Genomic DNA, 17,862 nt, shown 5'->3' on the forward strand with positions numbered 1-17,862 from the left:
ACTTGCGGTTTCCACCGGCGTCAAATGATCTAGATTGCGGGTGGGCAGAGCAATTCCAGGAAAGCGGAACCGGGTTTTCCGTCCGGAATTGCGTCGAAACAAAGCGATAGAGCGGCCGTCGTTCCCATGAAACGATAAACGCTCCAGGGCTCGCGACGAGGAGAACGCATGAAGGTTGGCCGCTTCCGCACGCTTTTCGCATCGGCGTTCGCGCTCGCCTTCGCCGCCAGCCTCCAGGCCGGCTTCGCCGATGAATGGCACACGACCTCCTCGCTGGTCGGACCTTCAAAATACGGCGATAATTTCCAGCGCTACGACTACGTCAATCCGGATGCACCAAAGGGCGGAACCTACAACTCCGTGGTTACCGGCACCTTCGACAGCTTCAATCCCTACATCGTGCAAGGATCGCCAGCCTCCGGCTTCGCGCAGTTCGGCGGCGGCCTGCTTTACGACACACTGATGGAGCAGGCTACCGACGAGGGCGACACTTACCACGCGCTGATCGCGGAGGCCTATAAATACCCGTCGGACTATTCGTCGGTCACTTACCGGCTCAACCCTCACGCGAAATGGCATGACGGCCAGCCGATCACCGTCGACGACGTGGTCTGGTCGTTCCAGGTGCTCAAGACAAACAGCCCGATGTACAACCGCTATTTTGAGAACGTGACCGAGGCGGTCGCGGTCTCGAACCGTGAGGTCGAGTTCCATTTCAACCAGAAGGGCAACCGCGAATTGCCCAAGATCATCGGCGACCTCGTCGTGCTGCCGAAGCACTGGTGGGAAGGCACCGATGCCAGCGGCAAGAAGCGCGACATCACTAGGCCGACGCTGGAGCCGCCGCTGGGCTCTGCCGCCTACAAGATCGCCAGCTTCAAGCCGGGAACCGAGATCGTCTGGCAGCGCGTGCCCGATTATTGGGGCGCCAAGCTGCCGGTGAAGATCGGCCGCGAGAATTTCGATACCCAACGCTTCACCTATATCCTCGACGACAACGCCTCCTGGCAGGCCTTCACCAAGGGCGGGCTCGACGACATCAAGCCGGAAAACAGCTCTCGGCGATGGAATACGGCGTATAATTTTCCGGCGGTGAGCGCCGGCGACGTGGTCAAGCAGGTGTTCAAGACCACCTCGCCGGAACCCATGCAGGCCTTCATACTCAACCAGAGACGACCGCTGTTCCAGGACCGGCTGGTGCGTGCCGCGCTGACTTATCCCTTCGACTTCGAAACGATGAACCGCACGCTGTTCTACAATTCGAACACGCGCACCCATAGCTATTTCCAGGGCACGGAGTTGGCGTCGAGCGGACTGCCGCAGGGCAAGGAGCTGGAAATTCTCGAAAAATACCGCGACAAGCTCCCGCCCGAGTTGTTCACGCAAGAGTTCAAGCTGCCGGTCTACGATTCGCCGCAGGCGGAACGGAAATATCTGAAGCAGGCGGTCGACCTGTTCGCCCAAGCTGGCTGGGTGATCAAGGGCGGCAAAATGGTGAACGCCAAGACCGGCGCGCCCTTCAAATTCGAGATCCTCGGCTGGAACGACACCGACCAGGTCATCGCTAGCCCCTGGATAGCCAATCTGCGCAAGATCGGCGTCGATGCGACGCTGCGGATCATCGACCAGACGCAGTACATCAACCGCGTCAACAATTTCGACTACGACGTCGTCACCAGCATACTCCAGCAATCCGGATCGCCTGGGAACGAGCAGCGCGACTTCTGGAGCTCGAAGGCGGCGGATACGCCGGGATCGCGCAACTATGCCGGCATCAAGAACCCGGTCGTCGACGCGCTGGTTGACCGCATCATCTTCGCAACCGACCGCGATGATCTCGTCGCCACCACCCACGCGCTCGATCGGGTGCTGCTGTGGAATTACTATACCGTGCCGCAATACTACCGCGCGGTGGTTTGGCTCGCCTACTGGAACAAGTTCGGCATGCCGGAGAAGCAACCTAGCTACCGGGGCGCCGATATCGATTCCTGGTGGATCGACCCCGAGAAGGAAAAGGCGCTGGCCGCCAAGTACAAAGGCGTCAATTGATGGGGTGGCGGACTTTGCTTCCTCGCCGCGACTTCCTGGCGCTCGGCGCCGCAGCCACTGCCGCCGCGTTGCTGCCCGGCCGGGCTTTTGCCGAGACCCCGACCGGCGTCAAATTGCATGGCCTTTCGGCCTTCGGCGACCTGAAATACAAGCCCGATTTCACGCATTTCGACTATGTCAATGTCGACGCGCCCAAGGGCGGCCAGATGAATTTCGCGCCGCCGAACGCCACCTTGAATCAGAGTTTCCTGACCTTCAACACGTTGAATTCCCTGGTGCTGAAAGGCGATTCGCCGCCGCGCACCGAACTCTGCTTCGATTCGCTGATGACAAGCGCGCTCGACGAGCCGGACGCGGTCTACGGCCTGCTTGCCGAGTCGGTTACCTTGTCGGCCGACCGCAACGGTTTCCGCTTCACCCTGCGACCGCAAGCGCGCTTCCACGATGGCACGCCGCTGACGGCCGACGATGTCGCCTTCGCATTGAAGCTGTACAAGAACCAGGGACATCCCAATCTGTCCAAGGCATTGCGCTATATGACGGATGCGATTGCCACGGACGCCGTCACACTCGACCTCACCTTCAACGGCGAGCAATCCGCGCAGAACATCCTTGCGGTCGTGGCAATGCCGATTGTGTCAAAGGCCTACTATACGGCCAATACATTCGACGCCTCGACAATGACGCCGCCGCTCGGTTCCGGGCCTTACAAGGTGGGACGAGTGGTGGCCGGGCAGACCGTCGAATATGACCGCGTCGCGGACTATTGGGGCCGCGATCTGGCCGTGAACCGCGGCCTCAACAATTTCGACCGCATCCGGATCGACTTCTATCTCGATCGCCAGGCGGCGTTCGAAGCGTTCAAGAAAGGCGACACGCATTTTCGCGAGGAATTCACCTCGCGGGTATGGGCGACCGGTTATGATTTCCCCGCGTTAAAGGACGGCAAGGTCGTCAAGCGGGAGTTTTCCGGCGAGAAGTCGCCGGACATGCAGGCCGCCGCGCTGAACCAGCGCCGTCCGCAATTCCGCGATGCGCGCGTGAGGCGAGCGATCGCCAATTGCTTTGATTTCGAATGGATCAGGCGCGCTTTGTTCTTCGGCTCGTATGAGCGCTCGCAATCGAATTTCGAACGGTCGGACTACAAGGCCGAAGGACTGCCCTCGCCCGAGGAACTGGCCCTGCTGGAGCCTTTTCGGAAAGAATTGCCGCCGGAGACGTTCGGCGAACCGGTGATGCAGCCCACCTCCGACGGTTCAGGCCATGACCGCAAACTGCTGGGCGCGGCTTCGAGACTGCTTGCCGAAGCCGGCTGGAAGCGAGCAGGCAACTTCGTCGTCAACGAGAAGGGCGAGCGGCTGCAGGTGGAAATGCTGGCTGAGGATGACGGCCTCGTGCGCCTTTTCACACCATGGGCCGAGAATATGAAGGCCGTCGGGATCGACGCCTCGATCCGGCAGGTCGATGCGACGCAATATGAACAGAGGCAAAGCGATTTCGACTTCGACTTCAACGTGCTCCACTGGTCGATAGGGGCAACGCCCACAGCCGACGGCCTGGAGATGCTCTACGACTCCCGGATGGCGAAAATCCCGGGACAGCGCAACTATCCAGGCACCGAGAGCAAGGCCATCGACGCACTGATAGTGGCGGCAGGCAAGGCAAAAAGCCGAACAGAACTCGTCACGGCGCTTAGAGCGCTCGACCGGGTCTTGCGCGCGCGGCTAGACTGGATTCCAACATACTATCTCGCGAATCACCGCGTCGCCTACTGGGACATGTTCGGCTTTCCCGAGCAAAAGCCCGATTTCGGCTTTCCGGTCGAAACGACGTGGTGGTTCGACAAGGGCAAGGCGGCAAAGATTGGCAAAGCCTGACATGATCGTTCGCGCGAGGCCCGTTGCCTGATGGGCGCCTATATCCTGCGCCGCATTCTTCTCATGATCCCGACGCTGTTCGGCATCATGGCGATCTCCTTCGCGGTCATCCAGTTCGCACCGGGCGGCCCGGTCGAGCAGGTGATCGCCCGGTTGACCAACCAGGGCGGCAACGATCGCCTCGGCAGCGGTGGCGGCGACGCCGGCGGCGGCGGCAATTTCGACGTTGCCGGCGATGTCGGCTCGAAATATCGCGGCGCGCAGGGGCTCGATCCCGAATTCATCAAGAAGCTGGAAAAGCAGTTCGGCTTCGACAAGCCGCCGCTCGAGCGCTTCGGCATGATGCTGTGGAACTATATTCGCTTTGATTTCGGCGACAGCTATTTCCGCGATATCTCGGTGCTGAACCTGATCCTGGAGAAGATGCCCGTCTCCATCTCCATCGGCCTGTGGATCACGCTTTTATCGTACCTGATCTCGATCCCGCTCGGCATCCGCAAGGCGGTGAAGGACGGCTCTACCTTCGACGTATGGACAAGCGGCGTCGTCATCGTCGGCTATGCCATTCCCGGCTTCCTGTTCGGCATCATGCTCATGGTGCTGTTCGCAGGCGGTTCGTTCTGGGACTGGTTTCCGCTGCGCGGCATCGTTTCGGACAATTGGGATCAGCTGTCGTGGCCCGCCAAGATCGCCGACTATTTCTGGCACATGACGCTGCCGCTGACGGCGCTCGTGCTGTCGGCTTTCGCGACGACCACCCTGCTCACCAAGAACTCCTTCCTCGAGGAAATCCGCAAGCAGTATGTCGTGACGGCGCGCGCCAAGGGGCTGTCGGAGCACAAGGTGCTCTACGGGCACGTGTTCCGTAACGCCATGCTGATCGTCATCGCCGGTTTTCCCGGCGCCTTTATCTCGGCCTTCTTCACCGGCTCGCTGCTGATCGAGAACATCTTCTCGCTCGACGGCCTCGGCCTGCTCGGCTTCAAATCGGTGATCGACCGCGACTATCCGGTGGTGTTCGCCACCCTCTACATCTTCTCGCTGCTTGGCCTGTTCGTCGGCCTCTTGTCCGACCTGATCTACACCTGGGTCGATCCGCGCATCGACTTCGAGCGGAGAGACATCTGATGGCCGAGGCCGCGATCAATAGCGCGCCGGCGCGGCCCCGCAGGCCATTTCTGTCGCCGCTCAACCAGAGGCGGTTGCAGAATTTCAAGGCCAACCAGCGCGGCTACTGGTCGCTCTGGATCTTTCTGTTGCTGTTCGTGCTGTCGCTGTTTTCCGAGTTGATCGCCAACGACAAGCCGATCATCGCCTCCTACAAGGCCGAGATCCTGTTTCCGGTCCTGGTCGCCTATCCGGAGGAGAAGTTCGGCGGTTTCTATGCCGTCACCGACTATCGCGATCCGGTGATCCAGGACGAGATCAATTCCAACGGTTGGATGATCTGGCCGCCGGTCCGTTACTCCTACCAGACGGTCAACAACGCCATTCCGGAACCGGCGCCAGCAAAACCATCCTGGCTTTATGACAAGAAGACCCGCTGCAGCCAGTACCCGCAAGGCGAGGCCGACGCCAACTGCACCGTCGGCAACTGGAACTGGCTGGGCACGGACGATCAGGCCCGCGACGTGCTGGCGCGGGTGCTCTACGGCTTCCGGATCTCGGTTCTGTTCGGCCTGATCCTGACGCTTGGCTCCTCGCTGATCGGCGTCGCGGCCGGCGCGGTGCAAGGCTATTTCGGCGGTTGGACCGACCTTCTCTTCCAGCGTTTCATCGAGATCTGGTCGGCGATCCCGGTGCTCTATCTGCTGCTCATCATTTCCGCCATCCTGCCGCCCGGCTTCTTCATCCTGCTCGGCCTGATGCTGTTGTTTTCATGGGTGGCGCTGGTCGGCGTGGTGCGGGCCGAATTCCTGCGCGCGCGCAACTTCGAATATGTCAACGCGGCGCGCGCGCTGGGCGTGCCAAACCTCACCATCATGTTCCGCCACCTGTTGCCGAACGCCATGGTGGCGACGCTGACCTTCCTGCCCTTCCTTCTAAGTGGCTCGATCTCGACGCTCACCTCGCTCGACTATCTCGGCTTCGGCCTGCCGCCCGGCTCAGCCTCGCTCGGCGAATTGCTGAAACAGGCGCAGCGCAACCTCAACGCCCCCTGGCTCGGCATCTCCGGCTTCATCGTGATCTCCCTGATGCTGTCCCTGCTGGTCTTCATCGGCGAGGCGACGCGCGACGCCTTCGATCCGCGCAAGACGTTCAAATGAGCCAAGCCCTGCTTTCCGTCCAGGACCTGAGCGTCGCCTTCACGCAAGGCGGCAAGCAGGAGATCGCCGTCGACCATATCTCATTCGACATCGCCAAGGGTGAGACGCTTGCCCTAGTCGGCGAATCCGGCTCCGGCAAATCGGTCTCGGCGCTGTCGGTGCTGAAACTCCTGCCCTATCCCGCCGCCAGGCACCCCTCGGGCAAAATCCTGTTCGGCGGCGCCGACCTGCTCGCCATGAACGAGAAGGCGTTGCGCGGCGTGCGCGGCAACAAGATCACCATGATCTTCCAGGAGCCGATGACCTCGCTCAACCCGCTGCACACGATCGAGCAGCAGATCGTCGAGGTGCTGCAACTGCATCAGGGCCTGCGCGACGCCCCGGCGCGCGCGCGAACGCTGGAGCTGCTGACCGAGGTCGGCATCCGCGATCCGCAAAAACGCCTCGACGCCTATCCGCACCAGCTTTCCGGCGGCCAGCGCCAGCGCGTCATGATCGCCATGGCCTTGGCCAACGAGCCGGAGCTTTTGATCGCCGACGAGCCGACGACCGCGCTCGATGTTACCGTGCAGGCGCAGATCCTGGAACTGCTGGCCAAGCTGAAGAGCCGCAAGGGCATGTCGCTTTTGTTCATCACGCATGATCTCGGCATCGTGCGCAGGATCGCCGACCGCGTCTGCGTCATGACCAAGGGCAAGATCGTGGAGAGCGGCCCGACCAGGGAAATCTTCGCCAATCCGCGGCACGACTACACCAAGCATCTGCTGGCCGCCGAGCCGAAGGGCAAGCCGCCCGCCGCCAACCCGGGCGCCAAATCCATCATGACGGGCAAGGACATCAAGGTCTGGTTCCCGATAAAGAAGGGTTTCTTCCGCAAGACCGTCGACCACGTAAAGGCCGTGGACGGCATCGACGTCACGGTGCGGGCCGGCCAGACGCTGGGCGTGGTCGGCGAATCCGGCTCGGGCAAGACAACGCTGGGTTTGGCGCTCGCGCGGATGATCTCCTCGAGCGGCACGATCAATTTCAACGGACGCGACATCAACCAGCTCTCTTTCGGCGCCATGCGGCCGCTGCGGCGCGAATTGCAGATCGTCTTCCAGGATCCGTTCGGATCGCTCAGCCCGCGCCTTTCGGTCTCCGAGATCATCGAGGAAGGGCTGAAGATCCACGAGCCGAAGCTCTCGGCCGACCAGCGCGACAACAAGGTGATCGCCGTGCTGAAGGAGGTCGGCCTCGATCCCGAAACGCGCCACCGCTACCCGCACGAGTTTTCCGGCGGCCAGCGCCAGCGCGTCGCCATCGCCCGCGCCATGGTGCTCAACCCGCGTTTCGTCATGCTCGACGAGCCGACCTCGGCGCTCGACATGAGCGTGCAGGCGCAGGTGGTCGACCTTTTGCGCAGCCTGCAGGCCAAGCACAATCTCGCTTATCTCTTCATCAGCCATGACCTCAAGGTCGTCCGCGCCCTTGCCAACGACGTCATCGTCATGCGCAATGGCCAGATCGTCGAGGCGGGACCTTCCGAGCAGATTTTCAGCAGCCCGCAAACCGACTATACGCGGGCGCTCATGGCGGCGGCCTTCAAGATCGAGACCGCGCCGACCGGCGTGGTCAGCGAGTAACCCGACCGGTACTGGCGAACAGGGAAGAAAAATCCGAGAATGGAAAAAGGCAAAATCCTGCTTGCCCTCACGGGCATCCACCCGCAGCGCTGGCACGAGTTGCTCTCGGCCGAGCGCGAGGTCGTGCTGGAGCCGAACGGCGCCGACGACCCGTCGATCACCTATGCGGTGGTGTGGAAGCAGAAGCCGAACCTTCTCAAATCGCTGCCCAATCTGCGCGCCATCTTCTCGATCGGCGCCGGCGTCGACCACATCTTTGCCGATCCCGGCCTGCCCGACGTGCCGATCGTCAAGATCGTCGCCGACAATCTTACCCAGTACATGGTCGAATATGTCGTCTGGCGCGTGCTCGACCACCATCGTCAGGCGTCGCTTTACCGGGCCCAGCAGCAGAAGAAGATTTGGCACGAGCCGCCGCAACGGGTGGCCGGCGACGTCTCCGTCGGCATCATGGGGCTTGGCAGTCTTGGCCGCGCCGCGGCTTCGGCGTTGTTGTCGCTCGGCTTCGCCGTCAACGGATGGTCGCGCAGCGAGCGGCCGATGAAGGGCGTTTCGACCTATGCCGGCGAGGCGGGGCTAATCCCCTTCCTCAATGCCACCGATATCCTGGTCGTGCTTCTGCCGCTCACGCCGCAGACCCAAGGCATCGTCAATTACGGGCTGCTCAAGGAACTGCGCCGGCGCAACGGCCTTGGCGGCGCCGTGCTGATCAATGCCGGGCGCGGACGGCTGCAGAAGGATGCCGACATTTTGCGCGCGCTGGACGACGGCACGCTGAAGGAAGCGAGCCTCGACGTGTTCGAGGTCGAACCGCTGCCGAAGACCAGCCCGTTGTGGAGCCATCCGAAAGTGTTCGTCACGCCGCATGCGGCGGCGACGTCGGATCCCGCTCACCTGGTACCCATCATGCTGCGTCAGATGGCAGCTTACGAGCGCGGCGAGAAGCTCGATAATCTGGTCGACCGAGAGGCGGGGTATTAGTCGGGAGTCAGACCCCATTCGTGGAAGCGCTGTTTGATCGCCCGCAGCGAACGCAGTTGCAGCTTCGGCAGATCGAGTTCTTCGAACATCGCCCGGTATTTCCTGCGGTTTCGCGGCGTGGTGACGGCGATGTGGTGGATCATGTCCCATTTGACGCTGTCGCGCCCGCCTACCAGAGCGCCGTGCCGCTTGGTCTCGAACAGCGTTCGCCGAAAGTAGCGCAACAGACTCGCTGGGGTAGAGATGTCCAGCAGGATCAAGCCTGTCGCCCGCCGAAGGCGCTGCGGCATGCAAACTGAATAATTTCCGTCCATCACCCAGCGCTCGCAGGCTGTCGCAGCATCGTGCAGGGCGATGAATTCCTCCCTCGGACGCTGCTGCCAATCCGTATTGGGCAGATGAAAGAGCTGATCGAGGTGAACGGCTTCCAAGCCGCGCTTGCGCGCGATCGCGTTGGCAAGGGTGGACTTACCGCTGTTGGACGGTCCCAGGATACAGATGCGGTCGCCGAGATCCCAGAGATTCATCGGTTGGTCTTTCAAGCGCGTCAAACACTCGTCGGTCCAGCCGAGCGTTAAACAGAATATCGGATATCGGACACTCAGGAAGGCTTCGAGCCGGACAGCCCGAGCGTCTCCTTCTTCTTCGGCTTGCCGCAGTCGCGGCGTTCGATCGAGCGGTTCATGGCGTCGATCTCGCCGCTCGCCTTGTTGCTGGCGCGCTGCGCCTTGGAGCGCGTGTCAGGTATGAACGGGCCGAAGCCCATGGCCGGATTGGAAAAGCTCGGCTTGGCAGTGACGGGCAGATTGTTCTGCCGCGCCAGTTGATTGCGCTGCGCCAGCAATTGGTCGCAAGGCACATCGTCATATTGCAATGAGGATTGGACATCCTCGTCCTGGCGCTCGGCCATCGACGTGCCGCCGACACAGCCGGCCACCGTCAGGCAAGATGCCAATGCAACCATGGTCCAGCGCATGGATATCTCCTCATGGTGTCCGCCCCGCGCTACCCGGACCATGCCATTCAGGCTTTTTCGCAGCAAGGCCGACCTCATGCCGTTGCCGGATTCCCCACCTCGGCGGCTGCCGCGGGGACGCCGGCCACGATGGCCAGGCCCTCGACCGGGTCATGCCGGTCGTGCCGGATGACCATACTTTCCAGCGACAGGACCGCAAGCCCGTTGGCGCAAAGCACGCGCCGCGCATAGGCCTCGGAATGGGCGTAACGCCGCGACGGCAAAAGGGCAAAATCGCCGCCGCCGGCAAGCGTCTCGAGCGAAAACGCGAACATACCATCCTCGGCAAGCATGCCCGCCACCGCGCCGACGATGCCTTCGAGCGCGCCGAGATAGATGAACACGTCGGCCGCGACCACGAGGTTGGCCCTGTCGCCTGTGTAAGAGAAATGCTGGAGATCGGCCTTGGCGAGCCGGTTATAGATGCCCTTGGCTTTCGCCTTCCTCAGCATGCCGGCCGAGATGTCGTAACCCTCCAGCCGGTCGGCGAGCGGCCGCAGCCTTTCGCCCATCAGGCCGGTGCCGCAGCCGAGGTCGAGGGCCAGCCGGAACCGGCCGGGCCTTGCCTTGCGTATGGCGCGCTCGAGAAAATCCGGCAGCCCGTAGCCGAGCTTCTGGACAAGCGAGTCCTCGAAAGAGTCGGCATAGTGATCGAACAAGGTCTCGACGAAGGCGCTGGGCGGCGCCGCTGCGGCCGGCGCCTTGCCGATCAGTTGAAGCTTGAGCGCGGCGCCAAGGCGATCCGCGGGGTCCAGCTTCAGCGTCATGGCCCAGGCCTGCGCGGCCTGGTCGGGCAGGTTAGCCGCCTCCTGCATCTCGCCGAGGCGAAACCAGCCCGCCGCCCATTGCGGCGCCAGTCCCATCGCGCCGAGCAGAAGCTCGGCCGCCTGCGCCGGCTCGCCCGAGGCGAGCAGCATCTCGGCGAAATCGGCGCGACGGTCGGCGTTCAAATCGCCCGACGAGGCCTGGAGCGGTTTCATCTTTTGAACAATCCCATCGGCGAGGCGGAGCCGGCAAGGGGCTGTAGGACGAGTCAGCAGTCTCTTGCAACAGGCTTCCCGCGCGGAATTTAGCCACTATGTTCAAAGCCATGCGCGCCAGCGACCTGCTCAAGCCCCGGCCGGAGGGCCTCTATTGCCAGCCCGGCGATTTCTTCATCGATCCGGTGCGGCCCGTCGGGCGGGCGCTGATCACGCATGGCCATTCCGACCATGCGCGCTCCGGCCACCGCTCGGTGCTGGCCACGCAAGAGACGCTCGACATCATGGGGTTGCGTTATGGCGAGGATTTCGCCGGAACGACGCAGGCCGCTGCTCTCGGTCAGACGATCGACATCAACGGCGTCGCCGTCACCTTCCATCCGGCCGGGCATGTGCTGGGCTCGGCGCAGATCTGCGTCGAGCATGGGGACATGCGCATCGTCGCCTCCGGCGACTACAAGCGTCAGAACGATGCCACCTGCCTGCCGTTCGAGCCCATACGGTGCGATGTCTTCATCACCGAAGCGACGTTCGGCCTGCCGGTGTTTCGCCATCCGCCGGACCATGAGGAGATAGCGCGCGTGCTCAAATCGGCGGCGCAATTTCCCGAACGCTCGCATCTGATCGGCGCTTATGCGCTCGGCAAGGCGCAGCGCGTGATGCGGTTGTTGCGCGACGCCGGCTACGACAGTCCGATCTATATCCACGGCGCGCTGGCGAAGCTCAGCGAATATTATCAACGCCAGGGCATCGATCTCGGCACGCTCGAGCCGGCGACGGTTGAAAGCGGCAGCAAGGCCGACTTCGCCGGCGCGATCGTCGTCGGGCCGCCGTCGGCTTTCGCCGACCGCTGGGCGCGGCGTTTTCCCGACCCGATCTCCTGCTTCGCCTCGGGCTGGATGCGCATCCGCCAGCGCGCCAAGCAGGGCGGCGTCGAGCTGCCGCTGATCATTTCCGACCACGCCGATTGGGACGAGCTGATCATCACGATCACGGAAACCGGCGCGGAGGAAATCTGGGTCACGCATGGCCGCGAGGAGGCGCTGGTGCGCTGGTGCGAGCTGGAGGGCATCGCGGCGCGGCCGCTGCATCTCGTAGGCTATGAGGACGAGGGCGATTGATGGCCGAAGTGGTTTCGACAATCGCTGACGTTGCGCTCTACGGCGCCCCCCTCTGTCCTGCCGGACATCTCCCCCTCAAGGGGGGAGATCAGACGTCACGCCGACTTTCGCCAATCTCCGACGCTTCGGGGGGAGAACCAGCAGCGCAACTGCTGATCTCCCCCCTAGAGGGGGAGATGGCCGGCAGGCCAGAGGGGGGCGCCTCGCGCCGGCTCTCGCAATTGGCCTGGCGCAGCCAGCCATGAACCGCTTCGCCGAGCTCCTCGACCGCCTCGTGCTGACGCCGTCGCGCAACGGCAAGCTGACGCTGCTGACCGACTATTTCCGCAGCGTCGAGGATCCCGATCGCGGGTTGGCGCTCGCCGCCATCACCGGCGATCTCAACATCGCGGCGGTGAAGCCGGCGATGCTGCGCGCGCTGGTGGTCGAGCGCATGGACCCGGTGCTATTCGGCTATTCCTACGACTATGTCGGCGACCTCGCCGAGACCGTGTCGCTGGTCTGGCCGCAACCACAAGGGCACATCCCCAATCATGTGCCGACGCTTGCCGAGGTGGTCGCCAGACTGCAGGCGGCAAGCCGCTCCGACGGACCCAGTGTGCTGGCGCGGCTGCTCGACGACGCCAGCATCTCGGCGCGCTTCGCCATCATCAAGCTGGTGACCGGCGGCTTGCGCATCGGCGTGTCGGCGCGGCTCGCTAAGCAGGCGCTGGCCGACCTCGGTCAAGTCGACGTCGCCGAGATCGAGGAGCTCTGGCACGGTCTGGCGCCGCCTTACGCCGAGCTGTTCGCCTGGCTGGAGGGCCGGGCGGAAAAGCCGAGGAGCGCGGCGCTCGCGCTGTTCCGACCGGTGATGCTCTCCAATGCCGTCGATGACAACGACCTCGAAAAGCTCGATCCGGCCGATTATGCGGCGGAATGGAAGTGGGACGGCATCCGCGTGCAGGCGGTGTGCGAAGGTGGCGTGCGCCGGCTCTATTCGCGCACCGGAGACGACGTGTCGGGCGCCTTCCCGGACCTTGCCGCCGCCATGAATTTCGAGGCGGCGCTGGACGGCGAGCTTTTGGTCGGGGACCCGCGCGAGGCGACCGGAACCTTTTCCGACCTGCAGCAGCGGCTGAACCGCAAGAGCGTGTCGCCAAGGATCCAGCAGCAATATCCGGCTTTCATGCGCTGCTACGACGCGCTGCAGATCGACGGCGAGGACCTGCGCGCGCTGCCTTTCGCCGAGCGCCGCAAGCGGCTCGAGGCTTTCGTCGGGACACTCGATCCCAGCCGCTTTGATCTCTCGCCGCTGGTCGCGTTTTCCGATTGGGAGACGCTGGAGCGGCTGCGCCAGGCGCCGCCGCATCCGATCATCGAAGGGGTGATGCTGAAGCGCTGGGATTCGCCCTATCTGGCCGGCCGGCCGAAGGGCCCTTGGTTCAAGTGGAAGCGCGACCCGCACACAATCGACGCGGTGCTGATGTATGCGCAGCGCGGCCATGGCAAGCGCTCGAGCTTTTATTCCGACTACACGTTCGGCGTCTGGTCCGGCCCGGAGGGCTCGGAAGAGCTGGTGCCGGTCGGCAAGGCCTATTTCGGCTTCACCGACGAGGAGTTGAGAGAAATCGACAAATATGTGCGCGACAACACGATCGAGCGTTTCGGGCCTGTGCGCTCGGTGCGCGCCGATCGCAGGAACGGCCTAGTGCTGGAGGTGGCATTCGAGGGCCTTAACCGCTCGACCCGCCACAAATCGGGCGTGGCGATGCGCTTTCCCCGCATCTCACGGCTGCGCTGGGACAAGCCGGCGGCTGAAGCCGACCGCATAGAGACGCTGCAGGCGTTGCTAGATAGTTAGGAAATCGGCGCCGGTGCTTCACCCCACCCGGCTTGCGTGGACAGGTACAACGACGCGATCACTGCGCGATCGAGACGCGGATCTCGTAAATATCCACCGACTTGCCCTTTTGGTCGAAGTCGGAATTGACGGCGATGGTGCCGGCGGCGCCCGGATGCTTGTTCGGGAACTGCACGTCGAACAGATATTCGTTGCGCTCGTGGCCGACGGCGTAGCGCTTGCGGCCGCAATCGCCGAGATCGCCGAAATTGCAGTCGATCGAGATCTGCGTCTCCTTGCCTTCTTCCGAACGGGCGACGACGTCGAACATGGCATGCTTGCCGGCAAGCTTCTCCAGCACGCCCTGGCCGACATCGAAGGCGATGGCCGAACCCGACGCGCCCGAGCGGATGCGCAGGAACTGGCCGGTGTCGTCCTTCATCACCTCGGCGGCGGCGTCGGACGGCGCGCTGACATGGGTCGGGTCGGCGGGCGAGAAGACGTTGATCCAGTTCTTCGACTGGTCCGCCTCGCCCGGCTTCTGCGGCGACCCTGGCTCGGCCGGCTGCGAGGAATCCTCGTCGTCCAGCGTCGGCGTCGGTTCGGGCGGGCCGGTGTTGAGCTCGGCCGCGGTCTTGAAGACGCCGGTCTGCTTGGCGAAATAGAGGCCGATGCCGGCGGCCGCGAGCAATGTCGCGACGACGAAGATCGCGGTCAGCGGCAGACGCCGGCCCCTGATCCGCCGCTCGTCGCGGTCGGGCACGACCTGGGCGCCGTTGCCGACCGGGGCGCCCGGCGAATCATCGAGCGAGGGCGCGTCGGGAAGCGCTGTCTCATCCGGCATGATGTCGGGCACGCGCGGCAGCACGCGCGAACGCGGCCGGTCCGAAGCATCGGGCTGTACCGGGCCGTCGACGGTGATCGAGGGCGACGGCGCGGTTTGCGACGGCGGCAGCGGCGCGTCGACCGCCGGCGCGGCCGATTCGGCTGGCGCTTCGACGCGGGGATCCGGCGCGCCATTGCCGGCAGGCGCGACGTTTTCCGGCGGCAGCGTCACCTCTGGCACGGCCGGCAGGAACTCCGATTCGATCTCAGTGATCTTGGCCTGAACTGCCTTGCGGCGGCTGATGGCGGCCTCTACCGTGACGTTCGGATTGGCCTGCAGGACGCGGTCGAGCGCGGCAAAGGCCGATCGATAGACCTTTTCTCGGAACGCCCGGTCCTCGGCATTGCCTTTCTCGAAGGCATTGCGGATCGCTTTCTCGATGGGGTCCAAGCGAGCTTCCTCTGCGCGTTCGCTCCCGGTTGTCTGATCGTTAGCCGCAGACGACCAATCAATCAACGGCGAGCGGCCAAAGCCATTTCGGCATTTTTTGTTGAAGAATCAACATTTTTCGTCACCGCCGGCACGGCCGCGCCGGCCAGCCGGCGCAAAGGACGGCCGGCCCGCACGCCACCACAGGCCGTGCCCAGCGCCCGTCGCGCGGTAACCGTAGATCGGAATTGCCGCCGGCGAGGCCGGAATTCACCGCTGCCCATCTTGAATTAGTGAGCGGTTGAGTCTATCACCCAGCCCATTCTGGAAGCCTGACGCTTCCCGGGCCGCTTTAGCTCAGTTGGTAGAGCACATCATTCGTAATGATGGGGTCGCGTGTTCGAGTCACGCAAGCGGCACCAAAGCCCCACAAGGCTTTGCGGGTTTTTGAAGCGTAGAGCGAAAAACGCCCTGCCAACAGCCTGCCAACATTTCCGAAGGTCATTTGTTCGCCCTTTGTAGCGCCTCAACAAGGGCTCGGCTGGACACCTCAACGGCGCCTAGAGCGACGGCGCGCGCCCGCGTGGCCTTCGAAAGGTCATAGTGCGGGCGGCCCGGCTTGTCTTGGAAGAACCGGCGGACCCCGACCGCTTCGGCCATGGCGTGAAGCTCGGCGAGCGAGTCCGCCGCCATGTGGCACATCATCCTGCGCCCAAGGCGCCAGCGCGGCCGGTCGACGTAAACAGTCATGGGAACGCCTTCGGCGAGGTGTCCGCGCTGATATAGAGCGGGTGCCCCGGAAAGCCCTCGGCTGTCACCTTGAGGGCCAGGGGAGTGGCGCCGGCCTCGCGAAGTACGGCCAGGGCGAATCGGCCTCGGTCGTTCAATGCCCCGTGGGTGCCCCATCCGCAAACCACTTTCTCGGCCTCGCGGGCGATGCCGCGCAACGCTTCATCATTATCTGGCCCGACCGGGTCCACATGGCTGTAGAGCCCGCGCGGGTCCGTTGAGCGTAGCGCGAAGATATTTCCGAGCACAAGGCCGCCGAAGCCCCACGCCTTAGCGAAGCCGATGCACCGCCGGATTGTGGGGTCGTCTTTCGTTTCGTCTGCCGTGCTCGGGTTGAGCAAGATGAAAGCGGCCTTCGGCCCCCTGCCCCACTGGCGTTCTAAACGATACCGCCACGTTCGACAGGGCGAAAACGTGGCGGGATCAAATCGGCTGTCACTGGAAAAAAGATCATTCATGGTTCGCGCACCCAGGCGACGAACAGATGCGAAAGCCCGAGCATGAGCGTCGCAACGAATTCATGACGGCCATCAATGACAACGAAACGGTCGCCCTGCCAATGGCCCCGAGGCGGCGGCCATGACTGATGGTCGCCAAGCTGTAGCCGTTTCTGATAGGCGGCATTGACGTCGCCTACCGCCATACGGTCGCGGCAGGCGAGCACCACGTTTTCAACCGGCACATATCCGGTTTCCACAACATGCCCTGGCGGAACCGCCATGGACCGATCAAGGGCGAAAGAGGCCGGTTCCGTCATAGCCGCGTCACCTCGCCGAGGTCCAGCGTGACGCGGGGCCATTTGCCATCCTCTTGGACCCATAGCCACACCTTGCCGTTGGTGGGGTCCGGGTTGATCGCAAGAACTTCACCCGTGCGCTTAGCCGGCCAGGTCACGCGGTTGCCGACATTGATCGCATGTTGCACGACCTTGGCGATATCGGCGGCCACAAGTTGCGGGCACTGGTTGCTTTCGCCGAAGCGGACATAAACGGAATCGTCATGAGCGGACCGCTCGACCTTGCCCTTGCAAAGGACGACGTCGCCAGGTCGGTATGTTGGCATCTTATCGGTAGCCATCTTCATTCCTCGATCAATTGCCAGTCATCACCGCGCACGTCCACGCCGGTCATCGAATAGGGGAATGGCGGGACGTCGCCCTTTCCGGTGAGGTCAAAAAGCAAGAGGCGTTCGGTTTCGCCGTTCCACGGTTCCACCATCAGTTTGACGGCGCGACGCTTGCCCCATTCGTCACGCCTGACAGCGGCGCCCGCGAGCACCGCCGCCATGGCCTCGGGGAACGTCAAAACAGCGGCTGCAGGGCCGCGTAGATAGCCGGCGCGGCAGCGGCCACGGTAACGACCGCGAGGCCGGCCCCGAGCATGCCGCCGAAGCCGTAGGCCATCGCGCAAAGGATGCGATCAACAGTGTTCATTCTCATTGTCCCGTCCCTATTTCGTTGAGAACTTCGGCGTAGGTATTGGCGAGGGCTCGGGCGATTTTTGCCTGAAGCTTCGCCCGGTGAAGGGATTGCCAGTAGCCGGCGCCCATCGCTTGCTTGTGCTCGCGGGCGAAGGCTAAGTCGGCCTCTAGCGCCGCCTGTTCTTTGGCAACGATGGCCTCGGCCGCCGCCGCTTTACGCTCGGCGGCGGCGTGCAGTTCTGAAAGGGTTGTCACGATTTCCGGCGCCTCATGATGATGTCGAAGCCGAGCGTTTGTGCCACGGCTACCAGGCAACCAAGCGTCGGTTCCCTTAAACCGCCGTGCCAGGCGTAAAAGGAATTCATGCAAACGCCCGACTTCAATTCCATCACCGCCACCGGCATGGCGATGCGCTGCCGTTCCGCCTGCAAAGCAGACATCGCGCGGCGCTGTTGACTAAGATCAAACTCGTCAATCAACGATAGGTCTTCGGGGATCTTCGCGTCGCTCATAGCAGCCCGGCCTCCCGCGCCACCTCGGCTGGCAAAGTAAGTTCGCCATTCGGGGATAGGTCGGCCGCCGCGAGCGATATGAAACACTCGCGGCCGGTGTGCAGGCATCGCACTAAGGCGGTGCGGTCGTCGTTAGCGATCAGCCTTACG

The 17,862-nt window shown here is 63.3% G+C and carries 20 protein-coding genes and 1 tRNA gene; 9 read left to right on the forward strand and 12 right to left on the reverse strand.

Going from position 1 to position 17,862, the window contains the following annotated elements:
- The first annotated feature begins 168 nt into the window (after positions 1 to 168).
- Genes LB565_RS04030 through LB565_RS04055 form a run of 6 tightly spaced genes read left to right on the forward strand, consistent with a single transcriptional unit; the run spans position 169 to position 8,799 of the window.
- Positions 169 to 2,049, forward strand: a complete 1,881-nt coding sequence (locus tag LB565_RS04030) for an extracellular solute-binding protein (protein WP_224581860.1) — start codon at positions 169 to 171, stop codon at positions 2,047 to 2,049.
- A complete protein-coding gene (locus LB565_RS04035) occupies positions 2,049 to 3,926 on the forward strand; it encodes an extracellular solute-binding protein (RefSeq protein WP_224581861.1) in 1,878 nt (625 codons plus the stop codon). The genes LB565_RS04030 and LB565_RS04035 overlap by 1 nt, the downstream gene beginning before the upstream one ends.
- 30 nt (positions 3,927 to 3,956) lie before the next feature.
- Complete coding sequence (locus LB565_RS04040) at positions 3,957 to 5,054, forward strand: microcin C ABC transporter permease YejB (protein ID WP_224581862.1); 1,098 nt, start codon at positions 3,957 to 3,959, stop codon at positions 5,052 to 5,054.
- A complete protein-coding gene (locus LB565_RS04045; protein WP_224581863.1) occupies positions 5,054 to 6,193 on the forward strand; it encodes an ABC transporter permease in 1,140 nt (379 codons plus the stop codon). The genes LB565_RS04040 and LB565_RS04045 overlap by 1 nt, the downstream gene beginning before the upstream one ends.
- Complete coding sequence (locus LB565_RS04050) at positions 6,190 to 7,818, forward strand: ABC transporter ATP-binding protein (RefSeq protein ID WP_224581864.1); 1,629 nt, start codon at positions 6,190 to 6,192, stop codon at positions 7,816 to 7,818. The genes LB565_RS04045 and LB565_RS04050 overlap by 4 nt, the downstream gene beginning before the upstream one ends.
- Before the next feature lie 39 nt (positions 7,819 to 7,857).
- A complete protein-coding gene (locus tag LB565_RS04055; RefSeq protein WP_224545207.1) occupies positions 7,858 to 8,799 on the forward strand; it encodes a 2-hydroxyacid dehydrogenase in 942 nt (313 codons plus the stop codon).
- Here LB565_RS04055 and LB565_RS04060 read toward each other — a convergent pair.
- From LB565_RS04060 to LB565_RS04070, 3 genes are all read right to left on the reverse strand, one after another.
- Entirely contained in the window at positions 8,796 to 9,326 is a 531-nt protein-coding gene (locus tag LB565_RS04060) for an AAA family ATPase (protein ID WP_224581865.1), read from the reverse strand. The genes LB565_RS04055 and LB565_RS04060 overlap by 4 nt on opposite strands.
- A gap of 74 nt (positions 9,327 to 9,400) precedes the next feature.
- Complete coding sequence (locus tag LB565_RS04065; protein ID WP_224581866.1) at positions 9,401 to 9,775, reverse strand: hypothetical protein; 375 nt, start codon at positions 9,773 to 9,775, stop codon at positions 9,401 to 9,403.
- A 74-nt stretch (positions 9,776 to 9,849) separates the two neighbouring features.
- Positions 9,850 to 10,794, reverse strand: coding sequence for a methyltransferase domain-containing protein (locus tag LB565_RS04070; RefSeq protein ID WP_224581867.1), 945 nt, complete (start codon positions 10,792 to 10,794; stop codon positions 9,850 to 9,852).
- A 110-nt stretch (positions 10,795 to 10,904) separates the two neighbouring features.
- On the opposite strand from LB565_RS04070, the gene LB565_RS04075 reads away from it, so the two are divergent.
- Both LB565_RS04075 and LB565_RS04080 read left to right on the forward strand, forming a co-directional pair.
- Positions 10,905 to 11,915, forward strand: a complete 1,011-nt coding sequence (locus LB565_RS04075) for a ligase-associated DNA damage response exonuclease (RefSeq protein WP_224581944.1) — start codon at positions 10,905 to 10,907, stop codon at positions 11,913 to 11,915.
- A gap of 241 nt (positions 11,916 to 12,156) precedes the next feature.
- Positions 12,157 to 13,758: a cisplatin damage response ATP-dependent DNA ligase gene (locus LB565_RS04080; protein ID WP_224581868.1), complete on the forward strand. Its 1,602-nt coding sequence runs from the start codon at positions 12,157 to 12,159 to the stop codon at positions 13,756 to 13,758.
- A 58-nt stretch (positions 13,759 to 13,816) separates the two neighbouring features.
- On the opposite strand, the gene LB565_RS04085 is transcribed toward LB565_RS04080, so the two are convergent.
- Complete coding sequence (locus tag LB565_RS04085) at positions 13,817 to 15,013, reverse strand: hypothetical protein (RefSeq protein WP_224581869.1); 1,197 nt, start codon at positions 15,011 to 15,013, stop codon at positions 13,817 to 13,819.
- A gap of 325 nt (positions 15,014 to 15,338) precedes the next feature.
- On the opposite strand from LB565_RS04085, the gene LB565_RS04090 reads away from it, so the two are divergent.
- Positions 15,339 to 15,414: transfer RNA gene (locus tag LB565_RS04090), tRNA-Thr, on the forward strand.
- Positions 15,415 to 15,493: 79 nt separating this feature from the next.
- On the opposite strand, the gene LB565_RS04095 is transcribed toward LB565_RS04090, so the two are convergent.
- Genes LB565_RS04095 through LB565_RS04125 form a run of 8 tightly spaced genes read right to left on the reverse strand, consistent with a single transcriptional unit; the run spans position 15,494 to position 17,712 of the window.
- A complete protein-coding gene (locus tag LB565_RS04095) occupies positions 15,494 to 15,742 on the reverse strand; it encodes a DUF4031 domain-containing protein (RefSeq protein WP_224581870.1) in 249 nt (82 codons plus the stop codon).
- Positions 15,739 to 16,239: a DUF1643 domain-containing protein gene (locus tag LB565_RS04100; RefSeq protein WP_224581871.1), complete on the reverse strand. Its 501-nt coding sequence runs from the start codon at positions 16,237 to 16,239 to the stop codon at positions 15,739 to 15,741. The genes LB565_RS04095 and LB565_RS04100 overlap by 4 nt, the downstream gene beginning before the upstream one ends.
- The gene (locus LB565_RS04105) at positions 16,236 to 16,538 is read right to left on the reverse strand and encodes a hypothetical protein (RefSeq protein ID WP_224581872.1); all 303 of its coding nucleotides are present in this window, start codon (positions 16,536 to 16,538) and stop codon (positions 16,236 to 16,238) included. The genes LB565_RS04100 and LB565_RS04105 overlap by 4 nt, the downstream gene beginning before the upstream one ends.
- On the reverse strand, positions 16,535 to 16,864 hold the full coding sequence (locus tag LB565_RS04110) for a hypothetical protein (protein ID WP_224581873.1): 330 nt from the start codon (positions 16,862 to 16,864) through the stop codon (positions 16,535 to 16,537). The genes LB565_RS04105 and LB565_RS04110 overlap by 4 nt, the downstream gene beginning before the upstream one ends.
- Positions 16,861 to 17,067 (reverse strand): hypothetical protein, encoded by a 207-nt coding sequence (locus tag LB565_RS04115; protein ID WP_224581874.1) that lies wholly within the window; start codon positions 17,065 to 17,067, stop codon positions 16,861 to 16,863. The genes LB565_RS04110 and LB565_RS04115 overlap by 4 nt, the downstream gene beginning before the upstream one ends.
- A 14-nt stretch (positions 17,068 to 17,081) precedes the next feature.
- Complete coding sequence (locus LB565_RS29795) at positions 17,082 to 17,213, reverse strand: hypothetical protein (protein ID WP_263488344.1); 132 nt, start codon at positions 17,211 to 17,213, stop codon at positions 17,082 to 17,084.
- A gap of 2 nt (positions 17,214 to 17,215) precedes the next feature.
- Positions 17,216 to 17,455: a hypothetical protein gene (locus LB565_RS04120; RefSeq protein ID WP_224581875.1), complete on the reverse strand. Its 240-nt coding sequence runs from the start codon at positions 17,453 to 17,455 to the stop codon at positions 17,216 to 17,218.
- Positions 17,452 to 17,712, reverse strand: a complete 261-nt coding sequence (locus tag LB565_RS04125; protein ID WP_224581876.1) for a hypothetical protein — start codon at positions 17,710 to 17,712, stop codon at positions 17,452 to 17,454. Before LB565_RS04125 ends, LB565_RS04120 begins: the two co-directional genes overlap by 4 nt.
- Positions 17,713 to 17,862: the final 150 nt, after the last annotated feature.

Source organism: Mesorhizobium sp. CA14, assembly GCF_020165195.1.
In the GTDB taxonomy this organism is placed as follows: Bacteria; Pseudomonadota; Alphaproteobacteria; order Rhizobiales; family Rhizobiaceae; genus Mesorhizobium.

Coding starts and splice junctions, on each gene's coding strand:
- LB565_RS04030 (WP_224581860.1), top strand. CDS start 169: ATGAAGGTTGGCCGCTTCCGCACGCTTTTCGCATCGGCGTTCGCGCTC.
- LB565_RS04035 (WP_224581861.1), top strand. CDS start 2,049: ATGGGGTGGCGGACTTTGCTTCCTCGCCGCGACTTCCTGGCGCTCGGC.
- LB565_RS04040 (WP_224581862.1), top strand. CDS start 3,957: ATGGGCGCCTATATCCTGCGCCGCATTCTTCTCATGATCCCGACGCTG.
- LB565_RS04045 (WP_224581863.1), top strand. CDS start 5,054: ATGGCCGAGGCCGCGATCAATAGCGCGCCGGCGCGGCCCCGCAGGCCA.
- LB565_RS04050 (WP_224581864.1), top strand. CDS start 6,190: ATGAGCCAAGCCCTGCTTTCCGTCCAGGACCTGAGCGTCGCCTTCACG.
- LB565_RS04055 (WP_224545207.1), top strand. CDS start 7,858: ATGGAAAAAGGCAAAATCCTGCTTGCCCTCACGGGCATCCACCCGCAG.
- LB565_RS04060 (WP_224581865.1), bottom strand. CDS start 9,326: ATGAATCTCTGGGATCTCGGCGACCGCATCTGTATCCTGGGACCGTCC.
- LB565_RS04065 (WP_224581866.1), bottom strand. CDS start 9,775: ATGCGCTGGACCATGGTTGCATTGGCATCTTGCCTGACGGTGGCCGGC.
- LB565_RS04070 (WP_224581867.1), bottom strand. CDS start 10,794: ATGAAACCGCTCCAGGCCTCGTCGGGCGATTTGAACGCCGACCGTCGC.
- LB565_RS04075 (WP_224581944.1), top strand. CDS start 10,905: ATGCGCGCCAGCGACCTGCTCAAGCCCCGGCCGGAGGGCCTCTATTGC.
- LB565_RS04080 (WP_224581868.1), top strand. CDS start 12,157: ATGAACCGCTTCGCCGAGCTCCTCGACCGCCTCGTGCTGACGCCGTCG.
- LB565_RS04095 (WP_224581870.1), bottom strand. CDS start 15,742: ATGACTGTTTACGTCGACCGGCCGCGCTGGCGCCTTGGGCGCAGGATG.
- LB565_RS04100 (WP_224581871.1), bottom strand. CDS start 16,239: ATGAATGATCTTTTTTCCAGTGACAGCCGATTTGATCCCGCCACGTTT.
- LB565_RS04105 (WP_224581872.1), bottom strand. CDS start 16,538: ATGACGGAACCGGCCTCTTTCGCCCTTGATCGGTCCATGGCGGTTCCG.
- LB565_RS04110 (WP_224581873.1), bottom strand. CDS start 16,864: ATGAAGATGGCTACCGATAAGATGCCAACATACCGACCTGGCGACGTC.
- LB565_RS04115 (WP_224581874.1), bottom strand. CDS start 17,067: ATGGCGGCGGTGCTCGCGGGCGCCGCTGTCAGGCGTGACGAATGGGGC.
- LB565_RS29795 (WP_263488344.1), bottom strand. CDS start 17,213: ATGAACACTGTTGATCGCATCCTTTGCGCGATGGCCTACGGCTTCGGC.
- LB565_RS04125 (WP_224581876.1), bottom strand. CDS start 17,712: ATGAGCGACGCGAAGATCCCCGAAGACCTATCGTTGATTGACGAGTTT.